Origin of the sequence: Microcoleus sp. Pol8_D6, from assembly GCF_036700965.1 — a bacterium.
GTDB lineage: Bacteria > Cyanobacteriota > Cyanobacteriia > Cyanobacteriales > Microcoleaceae > Microcoleus.
Map to the genome: position 1 here is coordinate 1 of NZ_JAUBPW010000103.1, position 15,964 is coordinate 15,964.

Sequence of the window (15,964 nt, forward strand, 5' to 3'; positions counted from 1 at the left end):
ACTAATTATGAAATGGAACCGAAAGATAAAAAATAAAGGCAACTTAGTTAATGCAGTTTAGATGTTTGACAGCTTAGCAGCTTCTACTGTTTCCACATAAAGTGCCAGAGTTAGGTCATACTGACGAAGCCAACTATCTGCACTCAGGCAATTTATACCAATTATTAAGTAATTCCAGGCGGGTTTCCAAGCTGCTGATGCCTTCGCTTTTTTGCCAGCAATCAGATTTAGTTGAGCAAGTTTATCTCTGTATAACTGAAAGTCAATTGCTTCAATAGCGAAGTTGAGTTGATTGACAATATCAAAAATCTTTTGTTGGAGTATGTGTGGCGGTGTATGTTGTAACAACAGTTGCCCGATTTTCCAGTGAACCGCTTGCTTGTCGTCTGGGGGAATTAGGGAATAGGCGGCTTGCTGGATGCGGTCATGAGCAAATTTATAAGTAATTTTGAAGTCATTCGAGTCTAGGTCTGCTTGAATAAATTTGTACTCATCCCCGACCGGTAATATCAATCCCGCTTGAATGGCATCCCATAATTCAGTGGCCGTTTCTTTTTGAGAAGTTTCATTGATGGTTGAAAGCGTTGTCAAATCAAATTTGTTGCCAATACAAGCGGCTAACCGTAAAACTTTTTGTGTGGGTTCTGATAAAAGTTTAATTTTTCCGGACATGAATTCAACAACATTATCAGTAATGTTTCTAGTTATAATGTGTTCTAAATCCCAAGACCAAGCCCCAGCATTAGTATCAAATTTCAGGAATTGCTCTGTATAAAGTGACTTCAGAAACTCCTTGACAAAAAAGGGATTTCCCTGTGTTTTGTCCCAAACCAACTCGGCTAATCTTTGGGTATGGATGCACTCAGTCTTCAGCGTATCTGCAATGAATTCATTAACCTGGTTGAAATTTAGGGTTGAAAGGGAGAGATGGTTAACCACTATCCCCTGCTTGCTTATCTCAGATAAAGTCAGCATGGCAGGATGACTTGCACTCACTTCGTTATCTCGATAAGCTCCAATCAAAAACAGATATTGAGTATTAGCATGGGTCATTATCAACTGGATTAATTGCAGGGTAGCACTGTCTGTCCATTGCAGGTCGTCTAGAAATAGTACGAGGGGATGGTCTTTTTGACAAAAGACTTGGAGCAAGTTTTGAAAAACTAAATTAAAACGATTTTGAGCTTCAGTTGCAGGTAATTCGGGGACGGGATTCTGTTTGCCAATAATCAGTTCAACTTCTGGAATGACATCAATTATAATTTGTCCGTTGATTCCTAATGCCCGTCGAATCTTCTCTCGCCACTGTTGTAATTGCGATTGAGTTTCTGTGAGTAATTGTCGCACCAATTCTTGGAATGCAGCGACTAAAGCTTGATAGGGAATATCGCGTTGCAACTGGTCAAACTTACCTGAAATAAAGTAGCCACTTTTTTGAGTGATGAGCTTATACAATTCCTGAACTAAAGCTGATTTTCCAATACCAGAGTATCCAGAAATTAGCATAAGTTCAGTGGCTCTTTGTACGGACCAATTTTCTGACTGAGTGGTCGTTGGGTTACTCAGGTTATTTGTTAAACGGGTTTCTACTTGTTTCTCTTGTCCAGACGCTACGCGAACAAATGCAGCCAATAAGGACTCTATCTGTGATTCTCTCCCGTACAGTTTTTGAGGGAGTTGCAATTGAGTAGAAATATCTTGGTATCCCAGGGAAAAATATTTAATTTTACCAGTTCTAGATTGAGCGAGACAAGTGTCTAAATCTGCCTTGATTCCCCAAGCACTCTGATATCTATTTTCTGCCATTTTTGCCATTAATTTCATGACAATTTCTGAAACAGGCAAGGGAATTTCTGGATGAATTTCATGAGGTGGAGTCGGTTGTTTGGCAATATGACAATGGACTAACTCAAGGGCATCGACGGATTCAAAAGGCAACTGGTTGGTTAGCAGTTCATAGAAAGTAACGCCAAGAGAATAAAAGTCGGTGCGGTAGTCGATTACTCGATTCATCCGTCCTGTTTGTTCTGGAGAAATATAAGCCCATGTCCCTTCTAGAAGATTAGGACTTTTGAGGCTGGGATTTTCTTGGGATAGGATGGTAGATAAGCCAAAGTCAATGATTTTTAATTGTCCGGTGTGAGGATTCAAGACAATGTTAGATGGATTGATATCTTTGTGAATGACATTTTTTTGATGAACTTTGCCTAAAGCATCTGTGATTTGGATGGCAAGGTGGAGAAACTCTAGTAAAGCAAAGGTACGACGTTCCAGCAGAATTTTTAAGGACTCTCCGCCAAAATCCTCCAACAACATGACTTGTGTGTTTTCATATTTTCGCAGTTCGTAGGCTGTAATTGTTTCCTCTAGGTTGAGACGCCTAGTGATTTCGTATTCCTGCTGATAGCGGTAGAGTTCGGCTGGTGTGGGATAATCCTCTTTGAGGAGTTTCAAAATCAAAGGTTGCTGGTTTGATTTGAGGATGCCTCGGTATACGAGGGAATTAGCACTTTCGTAAATCTGGCTGACAATTGTGATATCTGGCAGTGAAATCATGTTGGGAATTATTGCTGCCTAAAAAAGTTAAGTATACAAATAAATATAACATGGGAGGAGCGGGTGAGAGGAGCAGTAAACTCGCTCCAAATATAAATCCTGGTCTGAGCCCCCCCTACAACTCCCGATCTTTTATTATTGCTTTTTTGCTCTGGACTTACTTACGCTATATGTAGGGTACAAGTGTACTGGCACTTGAAGGGTATAGCTATTGTACGATCGCCCAAACTGAAAAAGTTCGGAACGGACAATAATTAATGCTAAAATAGCTTAAGGATTGAGCTCCCCAATTGTGGTAATCTGAAAACAATCCAATTTCATTCTCGATCGAGTGCGTGCAGCTATGCGAATCGGTAAAAATTTACAAAAGTTTCTGATTTTCACAATAGCATTATTTTTCGCAGTATCGCTGTTGATTAAAGTTACTAAATTTCACAATTATTTCGGCATCAACCGCGCCGATACCGACGTGAAAGTTGTTGCCCTTACCTACGATGACGGGCCATATCCTCCATATACAAATCAGCTTTTAGATATCTTAGACCGCTATCAAGTTAAAGCAACTTTTTTTGAAATTGGCCGCAATATTGAGAAACATCCAGAAATTGTGAAAATGATTGTCGCGAGGGGAGATGAGTTGGCAAACCATTCCTACTCTCACAAAGATATGATGTTTAAACCCCAGGAAGTTTTGCTGTCTGAGATTGAAAAAACCGACAAACTTTTGCAGGAAGTTGGGGTTAAGCAAGACAGTATTAGTTTTCGGCCACCTTGGGGTAGGCGATTTGTAGTTTTGTCTTATTTGCTATCCCAAATGCACAAAAAACTGATTATGTGGGATGTGGATTCCCACGATTATGAAAAAACACTCACGGCGGAAGATATCGCAAATCGCGTGATTGACAATGTGCGATCTGGTTCGATTGTGGTGATGCACGACGGCGGGGGCGATCGCTCGAAAACCGTAGCAGCAACTGAGATGATTGTCAAGGATTTGCAGTCGAAAGGTTACGAATTTAAGACTGTTTCTGAGTTGTTGAAAGAGCAGTAGGGTGCGTCAGCCACAATTATTTTCGCGACAAATCAACAATCTCATACTGACGCACCAGGAAATAAATGGTGCGTCAGAATTAGACTTTCCGTGGCGGTTAAAAATTTCAAACCTGACAAGCGAATTTCAAAGGTGGTACGCGCCACGTGATTTATCCGTGGAATCAATCCCAAATCGAAAATCCTCAAGCCCCCGCATTTATCCGTGGGGTCGCCTCTAAAATCTCAAATCTCAAATCGATTGACGCACCCTACCACAATCAATAACCAAGATAGTTTGCCACATAATTAGCAATTTTTATGCTGCCACCAGCTTGCCCCATTCTCTCTAAACCATTTTGAATGCAACTGGCTAAATATTTATCATCTTGCAAAGTGCGATCGACTGCCAAAGCAGCTTCCTTGAGAATATCAGAATTTGCTGGTTGTCTGCCAATAACCTGCACCGAATCACCTAAAAGCCGATTTTGAGCCTCCGCAAATCTATAGGTAAAGGCAGGGCCGTTTCCCGGTACTGCAATTACAGGTTTTCCCAAGCCCACAGCTTGTTCGACAGCAGTTCCCGTCATCCCAATTACTAAACTCGACTGCTGCAAAATATCGGCGAAAGCATCGGCTGAACACATCACTTCGACTACTTCTTGTTCTGAAAAAGACCGTTTGATTGCTGGAAACATGAGCTTGCCCGATCGCATTTGCCATGCGGATAGCGCCGCAATATCATCTAATTCAGGCATCAAAGCTGGAACTAAAGCAGCCCGAAACTGCACCGGTACAGTAGAGTTACTAGCAATTTCTTTAACCAGTTCCAGCAGCAAAACGAGGTTGTCGGTGGCTTCCGGGAGGCGAGAACCGGGGAGAAGGGCGATCGTCCGAACTCCGGGTATTAACTGCAAATCTTTGCCCGTAGAATTGAGGTTGTCCATGACAGGATTGCCAACAAACTGAGCTTTCTTTAAACCCTGTTGGTTTAAGTCAGCAGCAGTCAAAGCATCTCTAGTAAAAACCGCCAGACATTTCTCTGAGCAAAGCAACTGCCACAAGATTAAACCCAAATTGACTCGCCCCTCGTAATAACTAGAATGGGCCGAGAGAAAAATTATATAGGGGCGGTTGCTGGCATGGGCGATCGCCCCGGCGACAATATCCCCAGTCGCCACCACCAAATCGCAGTGGCGCGAATGCGTCCAAACAGCCTGCAATTGCTGCCAAATCAAAGCAATCAGCCCCGCCCTAATATCTTTGAGGAAAAACAGGGGATTCATGTAAAAAACTCCCCCAGACGGCATTTGACTGGTGGGCCCAATAATTGGCACGGTCGATCGGCGGTAAGCAGCCCCGTCACCGACAATCGGCATCGCCGAAACATCAACATCCACGCCAGATACTCTCAAAGCTTTGAGAATTTGACAATTAATCGCGTCTTCCCCGTGCCCATTGCTGAGGAAAAGTATCCCCTTCGATTTCATATAATCAGAATACAATCAGAATCAGTGCCGAGCTTTTTTTAAAGACAGCCGTGCGATAGCTAAACTCGGGCGGGCTAACTTTTTGTTAGTCTAATTTAAATACATTGTGGAAGTGAAACAGCGTGAATATTGAAATTGGGCGGGGCAAAAGCGCTCGCCGAGCTTACGGCATAGATGAAATTGCGCTTGTACCCGGACAGCGCACCCTCGATCCGAGTTTGGCAGATACCAAGTGGCAGATTGGCGGGATCGATCGAGAAATCCCGATCATCGCCAGCGCCATGGATGGAGTAGTTGATGTCCGCATGGCGATTTTGCTGTCGGAATTGGGAGCAATGGGCGTGCTCAACCTAGAAGGAATTCAAACCCGCTATGCCGACCCCCAGCCAATATTAGAGCGCATCGCCAGTGTGGGGAACCACGAATTTGTTTCCCTGATGCAGCAACTCTATGCCGAACCCATCAAGCCAGAATTAATCGACCTGAGAATTAAAGAAATTAAAGCAGGAGGAGGGATTGCCGCCGTCAGCGGTACACCAGCCGGCGCGAGCAAATACGGCCGGACGGTTGCTGAATCTGGAGCCGATATATTTTTTGTGCAAGCAACAGTAGTCTCGACAGCTTTCCTTTCCCCTGAAGCGATCACGCCTCTAGACTTAACTCAATTTTGTCAAGAGATGCCGATCCCAGTAATTTTGGGCAACTGCGTGACCTACGAAGTCGCCCTGAATTTAATGAAAACTGGCGCTGCGGGCATTCTCGTGGGCATTGGGCCGGGGGCTGCTTGCACATCTAGGGGCGTATTGGGTGTCGGCGTGCCCCAAGCCACAGCGGTAGCAGACTGCGCCGCCGCGCGGGACGACTACTATCGCGAAACTGGCAAATATGTGTCGGTGATTGCTGACGGCGGTTTAATTACCGGCGGCGATATCTGCAAGTGCATTGCCTGCGGTGCCGATGCAGTGATGATTGGTTCGCCCTTTGCCAGGGCCGCCGAAGCTCCTGGCCGCGGCTTTCACTGGGGGATGGCGACTCCCAGCCCGGTTTTACCGCGCGGCACTCGCATTCGCGTGGGGACTACGGGTACTGTGGAGCAAATTTTGCGGGGGCCTGCGGTGCTAGATGACGGTACGCATAACTTGCTCGGAGCTCTGAAAACTAGCATGGGTACCTTGGGTGCTAAGGATATTAAGGAGATGCAGCAAGTAGAAGTGGTAATTGCTCCTTCTCTGCTGACTGAGGGTAAAGTCTATCAAAAAGCTCAGCAGTTGGGCATGGGTAAGTAGATTTACTGATCGAATACCAGCATACCTTGACAAAATTTGTTCCACAGTCTCGAAATTTACAGAATATTGTGGAATTATCGAGAAGGAGATGTCACAATAGAAGAAGCGGAGACGCATGTTTCCGTTCACTCCTCACACCACACTCCGCCCGGACTACTGTTCGGGCGGTTCCTTTTTTGCCGGAAATCTTGCCTCTTGCTTACTAGATACAGGACTGAGGCTTTTCGCTCCGGAGAGGGGAAGAGGGGGAGAGAGGGAGAGTCTGGGAGTGGGAGAATTTTTCTTCTATATAAGTGCATTCTGCCTTGGGAAACATAAATGCCTTGGGAAACATAAGTGCCTTGTTCCTTCAGAAACCTTGTGCTTTCTTCCTTCTACCGTCTTCCCTCTTCCTTCTACCGTCTTCCTTCTTCCTTCAGAAGCCTTCTCTTAAAATCGTTGACGCAAGTGGTTACATTTTTTGCTAGACTTGTTATCCGAGAAATAGTATTTACAAGGATGGCTAGGGATGTCAGCAGCCGCGCAAGTAACCGACTCTACCTTTAAGCAGGAAGTGCTCGATAGCGAAGTTCCAGTTCTAGTGGATTTTTGGGCTCCCTGGTGCGGGCCCTGTCGGATGGTGGCACCCGTCGTAGACGAAATTGCCCAGCAATATGAAGGGCAGGTCAAGGTAGTAAAAGTTAATACCGACGAGAATCCTAACGTGGCTAGCCAATACGGTATCCGCAGCATTCCGACGCTGATGATATTTAAGGGGGGTCAACGTGTGGATATGGTGGTAGGGGCAGTTCCGAAAACTACTCTAGCCAACACTCTGGAAAAGTACATTTAACTGAATTGCGAGCGGTTTCGCGCTGTTCTTTGTGGGCCGCGAAAGCTAACTCGCTTCAGAACCGGGGCAAAGCTACGGGAAAAGTTATTAGTGGTCAGCAGGGCAATTTGCTGGTGGCTATTGGCTTCTAACTTTGGCTTGCCCCTTAATTTTTGGTAGCGACAATTTGTTATCGTTTCGGAAAAATTCATGATTCGTTCTGGGTCTGGTCAAGGTTTTGAGTCCCTCCAAGCTGAATTGATCGATTTGGTCGATCGCTTCCCAATGTTAAAGCACTCTGAGTGGATCGAACGATCGCTCTCTACTATAGTGCAAATGGCCGGAGAGGAGCTCGATCGCCTAGACTGGAAAATTATTGCGGCGTCGCTCCGAGATATGGAGAGCGCTTTTGAGATGTTTTATCCTTACCGACACGTTCGCAAAATTGTGATTTTTGGTTCGGCGAGGGTGTCACCGCAATCGGCAGAATATTTGATGGCCAGAGACTTTGCGCGGGCGATCGCCCAGCAGGGGTTTATGGTGATTACTGGCGGCGGCGGAGGAATTATGCAGGCGGGGAACGAGGGGGCGACTGCTGAACGTTCTTTTGGGCTGAACATTCAGTTACCTTTCGAGCAGAGTTCTAATCCTTTCATTGCCGGCGATCCCAAATTGCTCAATTTTAAATATTTTTTCACTCGCAAGTTATTTTTTCTCCGGGAGAGCGATGCTTTAGCTCTGTTTCCGGGTGGTTTTGGCACTCTGGACGAGGCTTTTGAGTGTCTGACTTTGACTCAAACTGGCAAGTTCGGGCCGGCTCCTTTGGTATTGATCGATCGACCGGGAGGAGATTATTGGCACGATTGGAATTATTTTGTGCAAAAACAATTGCGGGGCCGGGGTTTAATTTCACCCGACGATCGCAGCCTGTATACGATTACTGACGATATAAATGTTGCTTGCGAGGCGATCGGTAGTTTTTATCTGGTTTATCACTCCTGCCGTTACGTACGCGAAAAATTGGTAATTCGCTTGAAAACAGAGCTTTCTGAGGAGAAGGTCGATCGGCTAAATACTGATTTTAGCGATATTGTTGTCACCGGAAAAATTGAAAAAAGTCAAGCTTTGGAACCGGAAATAGGAGATGAAACTTTCGATCTGCCGCGCCTAACTTTGCATTTCAACCAGCGGGATTTTGGGCGGCTTTATCAGCTAATTGCTGCTATTAATCAAATGGGTGCAGCTTCGCCTGCGGCGGCCCATCCAGAACAAAAGTAGTTATTAGTCATTAGTTATTAGTCATTAGTCTGTAGAGGCGGGTTTCACGAGAAATAGTTGTAACTAACTCAGAGGATAAATAAACCTGCCCCTCTGAGGGAGATAAATTTGACAGAGTGTCTTTTGACAAAATCGATAGGCTACATTTATGATATTCAACACTCATCCATAATCAATCAGCAGTAAAAAAACTAATAACTAATGACTGCTGACTACTAACTCAAAATGCTAGACCTGCTGCTAATTGCAATTTTGGGATTTCTCGGCAGTTTCGGTCACTGCGCTGGGATGTGCGGCCCGCTGACAATGGCGTTTTCTCTTTCTAATTCCCGCAACGATAAATTAGCTGCTTTCCGCTTTCATTTGCTGCTAAATTTGGGGAGAATTACTGCTTACGCTTTGGTTGGTGCTGCAATTGGCGGACTGGGTTCGGTGTTAATTGCTGGCGGACTTTTGGCAGGTACGGGTAGCGAATTGCGGCGGGCGATCGCACTTCTCACGGGCACGATGCTAATTTGGTTCGGAGTAGGGCAAATTAAACCGAACTTGCTGCCGGGATTGCCCCGATTGCACCCGCTGTCGCACGATCGAGTCGGACAAGCAATGAGCAAGCTTTCGGCACAAAAAAAGTGGTGGGTGCCGATTGCTTTGGGTTTGCTTTGGGGCTTGATTCCCTGCGGTTTCCTCTACGCAGCGCAGATTAAGGCGGCGGAAACCGGAAACGCGGTTTTGGGTGCGGCGACGATGCTGGCTTTTGGACTCGGCACGCTGCCAACTATGCTGGGAGTGAGTTTTTTTGCTGGCAGATTGAGCGCGGACAAGCGCAGTCAACTTTTTCGTGCGGGTGGTTGGGTGACGATATCGATCGGGATTCTTACCTTGCTGCGAACCGATGAAATGGTTGATTTTACTGGCCACGCCGCGCTGCTGTGCTTGATGCTAGCACTGTTGGCGCGTCCGGTGAGCAAGTTTTTGCCGCAACTGTTGCGCTATCGCCGCGCTTTGGGTGTGGGCGCGTTTTTCCTAGCAGTCGCCCACACGTTTCATATGCTGGATCATACGCTGAAATGGAATTTTGACGCGCTATCATTTATGTTGCCGCAGCATCAGTTGGGAATGGCGGCTGGGATGCTGTCGCTGCTGTTGATGTTGCCGGCGGCGGTTACAAGTTGCGATCGTATTCAAAATTTTCTAGGCCAACTGTGGCGAATGCTTCACTTGTTAAGCGTTCCAGCTTTCTTGCTGTGCGCCATTCATGCTGCACTCATCGGTTCCCACTATCTCGGTGGCTTTGAATGGAAGTTGCACAATCAACTGCTGACAGGCGTGTTAGCGGTGGTTGTGGTATTAGTTATGTTTGTGCGATCGCGCTTGTTTTGGTCAGTTTTATCACTAGAAAATTTCTATGTTTCACCTGTCAAACAAAAGTAAAAGTTTAGGATTATTAGTTTTTTTGGGATTGCTAATTGAAGCAACAATTCCCAGTGCGCCGCAGTTAAACTCGATTTCAGTTTTGGCGCACGAAGTCGAAGTATCGGGAGATGTAGCCGCTACCTTTCACCTAGAACCAAACCACAATCCCCGCGCCGGACAGCCTGCGAAAGTGTGGTTTGCGCTGACTCGCAGGGGCGGTCAAATTATCCCTCTAGAGCAGTGTAATTGCAAATTAGCGGTTTATCCTAAAAATCGCAAAGAGGGGGATAAGCCGCTGATGCAACCGCTTTTAAACGCCATATCTGCCGAGAAATATCAAGGGATTCCGGGAGCTGATATCGTGTTTCTCAAGGCTGGAATTTACGAACTAGAATTGAGCGGAACAGCCAAAAATAAAGCTAATTTTAAACCATTTAAGCTGACTTATACAGTCACCGTTCGCTAAGATAATCTTTCCATCACCGAACAAAAATCTTGTAGGGGCGGGTTCACCGAAAATAAATGGCTAAAACCCACAATCTCATAAACCCGCCCCCACCCGACGGCAAATCATAATCTACCTATTTTAACATACAAAAAAATACAACCGAAATCTGTATAAAACCTTAAAAGTTGCCCACTCTACCAAATGTCACAAATTTTTACATTACATTATAACCAGTGTCAATTCTAGAACTCGTGCAAGCTAACCTCTCTTGAACTGACTAAAGGACATAACGATGGATATCTTATCTAACACCGTGGCGCTATCACGGATGCAATTTGCGCTAACCGCCATATTCCATATGCTGTGGCCAGTTCTGACTACGGGAATGGGAATTTATCTGGTAATTGTTGAAGGAATGTGGTTGAAAACTCGCAATCCCGACTACTACCATCACGCTCGTTTTTGGTCTAAACTCTACGTCCTCAACTTCGGTATTGGAGTAGCTTCAGGAATTCCGATGGAATTTCAGTTTGGCACGAATTGGGCACCATTTTCGGAAGCAGTTGGTGACTTTTTTGGGAGTATTTTAGGCTTTGAAGCTTCAATGGCATTTATGCTAGAAGCCGGCTTTTTAGGCATTATGCTGTTTGGTTGGGAGCGCGTTCACCCGATCGTCCATTATTTCGCTACAATCATGGTAGCGTTCGGCGCTAACCTATCCACAGTCTGGATTTTAGTCGCTAACTCTTGGCTGCAAACTCCTGCGGGCGGAGAAATGGTCAATGGCAAGTTTATTGTCAGCGATTACTTTCAAGCAATTCTAAACCCGTTCGCATTAAACAGCATTCTTCATATGTTTTTTGCGACGTTAGAAACTTCGCTGTTTGTCATTGGGGGAATTAGCGCTTGGTACATTCTCAATAAGCGCAACCAAGCGTTTTTTTCCAAGTCTTTAAAAATTGCCATAGCTACAGCAATCGCCGTTGCACCTTTGCAGATATACATCGGACATTTGAGCGCCGAACAAGTTTATCACTATCAACCCACTAAATTAGCAGCAATCGAAGCTAAGTGGGAAACCTCACCAGCGGGAGAGTCAGCAGATTGGACTTTGCTAGCTTTGCCTAATGAAAAAGCCCAAAAAAATGACTGGGAAATTAGTGTACCTAATGGCTTAGGATACATTCTAGAATTCAAACAAAAACTCTCCGAACCCGTACTCGGATTGAAGGAATGGAAGCCAGAAGATAGACCCCGGATGGTGGGTTTAATCTACTATTGTTTCCGTATCATGTCCGGCATTGGATTCTTCTTTTTAGGACTGATGCTGTTCAGTATAATTCAGTGGCTGCGAGGCAAACTTTCTGCTGAAAATATTAGCAGTCAACCTTGGTTGATGCGCGCTTGGGTATTAGCTGCTCCCCTGGGATATATTGCTGTAGAATCGGGTTGGATTGTGCGCTGTGTCGGCAGACAACCGTGGGCTTTATACGGGCAAATTCGCACTGCTGACGCGGTGTCAAACATCCCCGCCAGCAATGTTTTAACTTCTCTCAGTTTCTTTGCAGTTATTTACAGCTTTTTGTTTGTTTGTGCCTTGTATTTTGGCAGCAGAATTATCCGCCAAGGGCCTAATTTAAGTCTGCCTGTGCCTGGTTTAGACGATGAACCTGCAATTGAAAGTCAACCCGGAGAACACATTCCAGATCAACGTCCCTTGGAAGCACAACAATAGGAGATTTTATGCAAGCTTTGGAGCATTTTCTCCCGCAAGTTTGGTTTGTAGTTTTGGCTTTGTTTCTCCTGCTATATGTCATGTTAGATGGTTTTGACTTAGGAGTAGGAATCCTGTCTCTGACTGCTTCCGACGAGGAACGCCGCGGCATTTTAATGACAAGTTTGGGCAACGTTTGGGACGCGAACGAAACGTGGCTGGTTTTAATGGGAGGCGCTTTATTTGGTGCATTTCCCCTCGCTTACGGCACGATTTTAACGGCATTGTACATACCGATTTGCCTGATGCTTTTTGGTTTGATATTTCGGGCTGTAGCCTTTGAATTTCGCGAGCATTCTAATCGCAAATTATTCTGGAATTATGCCTTTGGTGCTGGCAGTTTTTTAGCAGCTTTAGCTCAAGGATTTGCCCTCGGTGCGGTGCTCGAAGGCATTGCGGTTGATGAAGCCGGTCACTTTGTGGGGACTACTTGGGATTGGCTGGATTGGCGATCGATCTTGGTTGCTTTGACGCTGATTCAAGGCTATGTTTTGATCGGTTCAACCTATCTAATTATGAAAACGGAGGGCGAACTGCAAACAAATCACTATCGCACGGCTAAAATTGCGGCGGTGACAACTTTAATTGGAGCCGTTTTAATTACGATCGCCACTCCGATTTTTTACGAAAGTGCTAGAGCCAGGTTGTTCGATAAACCGCTAGTTTATGTCTTTGCCACGATTCCTTTGTTGGGAGTGCTATTGGTGGGACTGCTGCTGAAAAGTCTCGCAAATAAAGAAGAACGAACGCCGTTTGTCTGGACGATTCTGATTTTCTTGCTTACTTTCATCGGCTTGGGATTAATTGTTTTTCCCTACATTATTCCCTCGCAAATCACCATTTACCAAGCTGCAGCTTCGCCCAGCGCCCTGGTATTTATGATTGTGTTTATGGGCGTTCTGCTCCCGATTATGATTTTTTACAACATCTACAATTATGTTGTGTTTCGGGGTAAGGTTGTCGGCGGCCACTACGGCGAATAAAGCATAATACAACCGCAGATGCAGGCAAATATACGCAGATAGCATCAAGTTTATATACTGGTTAATCTGCGTATATTTGCGGTTAAAAAATACAAATAATTGTTTTATGATACCATCACAACTTATGAAACCATACTATACATACCATAGCCAATAGTGCAGAATAGGGAAAGGAACTGCTTGAGAATTAGCGATCGCACCTCATAGGATTTAAGATTTGAGATTGCTCGCACGGATGAGTCCGGGGGCTTGTCACCAAATTGCTTGATTGTCAAATAATAGTTGATAAACATAGGGAAAAAATTACAGTTAATTCTGTACCTAGCGAGGGTGCAGAGTTGGCGATCGCTATCTTTGTCAAATAATAAAATACAATGGAATAGAAGGTTTTAATTTAACTGTTGTATAAACGAGTTATGGATGCGATCGCAAATTTGTCAGGTTATGAAATTACAGAGAAACTTTATGTAGGTACACGTACCTTAGTCTATCGAGGCATCCGTACCCGTGACCAATACGCAGTCGTCGTCAAACTGCTGCGAAACAAATACCCCACCTTCAACGAGCTCGTCCAGTTTCGCAACCAATATACCATTGCCAAAAATCTCGACTTCCCTCACCTCGTCAAACCCCTGACGCTGGAAGTATACCAGAATAGCTATGTCCTAGTAATGGAGGACTTTGGCGGAGTCTCCCTATCTAGTTATCTCAAAACCGCAACAAATGAAACCGAATCATCTCAAGTTTTACCTTTAGCAGAATTTCTCCCACTCGCCATACAACTAACAGACATTATCCACTATCTCTACCAAAAGCGAGTCATTCACAAAGATATTAAACCCGCTAATATTCTCATTAATCCAGACACCAAACAAATTCAACTAATTGACTTTAGTATTGCATCCCTCCTACCACGAGAAACCCAAGAAATCCAGAATCCCAATATTTTAGAAGGAACATTAGCCTATCTCTCCCCCGAACAAACAGGACGGATGAATCGAGGCATTGACTACCGCAGTGACTTTTACTCCCTGGGTGTAACTTTTTATGAATTGTTGACAGGAAAGTTGCCATTTATCTCGGATGATCCGATGAAATTGGTGCATTGTCATCTCGCTAAACAGTCGAAACCAAGCCATCACATTAATCCTGAAATTCCCCCGATCTTATCGGAAATTATCAGTAAGCTGATGGCGAAAAATGCCGAAAATCGCTATCAGAGTGCATTAGGACTCAAGCACGATTTAGAGATTTGTTTAGTTCAGTTACAAAAAACAGCACAAATAGAATCTTTTGAACTCGGAAAGCGAGATATTAACGATCGCTTTACTATCCCCGAAAAGCTCTACGGTAGAGAAAAAGAAGTTAATTACCTATTAGCTGCCTTTGAGCGAGTCAGCACTGGTAGCACCGAAATGATGCTAGTAGCAGGTTTTTCGGGAATTGGGAAAACCGCCGTTGTCAATGAAGTTCATAAACCCATTGTCCGTCAGCGCGGTTATTTTATCAAAGGCAAATACGATCAATTTCAACGCAACATTCCCTTCAGTGCCTTTGTGCAAGCCTTCCGCGACTTAATGGGTCAATTGCTATCAGAATCGGATACCCAACTACAAACATGGAAAACCCAAATTTTAGCAGCCGTGGGAGACAATGGACAAGTATTGATTGACGTAATTCCTGAGTTAGAACGCATAATTGGCTCTCAACCTTCTGCAACAGAATTGTCAGGAAGTGCCGCCCAAAATCGCTTTAATCTCCTAATGCAGAAATTTGTGCAAGTTTTCACGAGCAAAGAACATCTTTTAGTGATGTTTTTGGATGACTTGCAATGGGCGGATTCAGCATCCCTGAATTTGCTACAATTATTGATGAGGGATACAGGATATTTATTAGTATTGGGCGCCTATCGAGATAATGAAGTTTCACCTCTGCATCCATTTATCTTAACAGTAGATGAGATAATTAAAAGTGGGGCAATAGTAAAGACGATTACTTTGCAACCATTAAGCCAACCAGATATGAATTTGTTGGTGGCGGATACGCTGAATTGCGAATTATCCCTGACCCAACCTTTGACCAAATTAGTGTATCAAAAAACTCAGGGAAATCCTTTCTTTGCCACTCAGTTTCTCAAGGCATTACATGACGATAAGCTAATTAGCTTTAACTGGGAGATTCGGCATTGGCAGTGTGATATTGCCCAAGTAAAAGCCTTAGCGATAACTGATGATGTCGTTGAATTCATGGCTTTGCAATTGCAGAAGTTGCCGCCAGAAACTCAGGATAATCTCAAATTAGCTGCGTGTATAGGATCGCACTTTGATTTGAATACGTTAGTAATTGTCAGTGAGAAATCTGCGGGAATGACGGCTACGGCTTTATGGAAAGCATTGCAGGAAGGTTTGATAATTCCCACGACCAAAATCTATAAGTTCTTTACCCAATCGGATAGTGATGAAGTTTTCCAGGCTTCAGCTAACCCAACTTATCGATTTTTACACGATCGCGTCCAGCAAGCCGCATATTCACTCATTGCCGATTCACAGAAAAAAGCAACTCATCTCAAAATCGGACAATTACTTCAGCAAAATTGCGCCGAGATTGAGCTTGAGGAAAAACTGTTTGATATTGTCGGGCATTTGAATCGAGGAATTGAGTTAATTACCCAACCTAGCGAACGAGAAGCTTTAGCTAAACTGAACTTGGCAGCCGGTTGTAAAGCCAGAAATTCTACCGCCTACACGGCAGCCAGAGTTTATCTGCAAACAGCCATTGATCTACTAACAGCCAACTGCTGGCAAAGCCAGTATGAATTAACCCTAAAACTCTATGTTGCTGCTGCTGAAGCCGCCTATTTGAATGCTGACTTTGATGGCATGGAACAGATGGCAGC

General features: G+C 44.6%; 11 protein-coding genes. 9 read left to right on the plus strand and 2 right to left on the minus strand.

From position 1 onward, the window contains the following. Positions 1 to 57: 57 nt before the first annotated feature. Positions 58 to 2,556 carry a serine/threonine-protein kinase PknK gene (locus tag QUA10_RS27045; RefSeq protein WP_333085614.1) on the minus strand — a complete coding sequence of 833 codons (2,499 nt, stop codon included), beginning with the start codon at positions 2,554 to 2,556 and terminating at the stop codon, positions 58 to 60. A 343-nt stretch (positions 2,557 to 2,899) separates the two neighbouring features. Between QUA10_RS27045 and QUA10_RS27050 the strand changes: the two genes are divergently transcribed. Continuing rightward, positions 2,900 to 3,607: a polysaccharide deacetylase family protein gene (locus QUA10_RS27050; RefSeq protein ID WP_333085615.1), complete on the plus strand. Its 708-nt coding sequence runs from the start codon at positions 2,900 to 2,902 to the stop codon at positions 3,605 to 3,607. Between the two features lie 259 nt (positions 3,608 to 3,866). Here QUA10_RS27050 and QUA10_RS27055 read toward each other — a convergent pair whose 3' ends face one another. Beyond that, a complete protein-coding gene (locus QUA10_RS27055) occupies positions 3,867 to 5,075 on the minus strand; it encodes a lipid-A-disaccharide synthase-related protein (protein ID WP_333085616.1) in 1,209 nt (402 codons plus the stop codon). 122 nt (positions 5,076 to 5,197) lie between these two features. On the opposite strand from QUA10_RS27055, the gene QUA10_RS27060 reads away from it, so the two are divergent. The 8 genes from QUA10_RS27060 to QUA10_RS27095 form a co-directional block, all read left to right on the plus strand. Next, a complete protein-coding gene (locus tag QUA10_RS27060; RefSeq protein ID WP_333085617.1) occupies positions 5,198 to 6,361 on the plus strand; it encodes a GuaB3 family IMP dehydrogenase-related protein in 1,164 nt (387 codons plus the stop codon). Between the two features lie 508 nt (positions 6,362 to 6,869). Continuing rightward, complete coding sequence (gene trxA / locus QUA10_RS27065) at positions 6,870 to 7,193, plus strand: thioredoxin (protein WP_006631199.1); 324 nt, start codon at positions 6,870 to 6,872, stop codon at positions 7,191 to 7,193. A 189-nt stretch (positions 7,194 to 7,382) separates the two neighbouring features. Continuing rightward, positions 7,383 to 8,450, plus strand: coding sequence for an LOG family protein (locus QUA10_RS27070; protein ID WP_333085618.1), 1,068 nt, complete (start codon positions 7,383 to 7,385; stop codon positions 8,448 to 8,450). A gap of 225 nt (positions 8,451 to 8,675) precedes the next feature. Next, a complete protein-coding gene (locus QUA10_RS27075) occupies positions 8,676 to 9,881 on the plus strand; it encodes an urease accessory protein UreH domain-containing protein (protein WP_333085619.1) in 1,206 nt (401 codons plus the stop codon). Beyond that, positions 9,856 to 10,329 (plus strand): hypothetical protein, encoded by a 474-nt coding sequence (locus QUA10_RS27080; RefSeq protein ID WP_333085620.1) that lies wholly within the window; start codon positions 9,856 to 9,858, stop codon positions 10,327 to 10,329. Before QUA10_RS27075 ends, QUA10_RS27080 begins: the two co-directional genes overlap by 26 nt. A gap of 274 nt (positions 10,330 to 10,603) precedes the next feature. Then, positions 10,604 to 12,046 carry a cytochrome ubiquinol oxidase subunit I gene (locus QUA10_RS27085; protein WP_333085621.1) on the plus strand — a complete coding sequence of 481 codons (1,443 nt, stop codon included), beginning with the start codon at positions 10,604 to 10,606 and terminating at the stop codon, positions 12,044 to 12,046. 8 nt (positions 12,047 to 12,054) lie between these two features. After that, positions 12,055 to 13,068, plus strand: coding sequence for a cytochrome d ubiquinol oxidase subunit II (cydB, locus tag QUA10_RS27090; RefSeq protein ID WP_333085622.1), 1,014 nt, complete (start codon positions 12,055 to 12,057; stop codon positions 13,066 to 13,068). Between the two features lie 416 nt (positions 13,069 to 13,484). Further along, the coding region (locus QUA10_RS27095; protein WP_333085623.1) for a serine/threonine-protein kinase PknK at positions 13,485 to 15,964 on the plus strand (2,480 nt) is incomplete at its 3' end.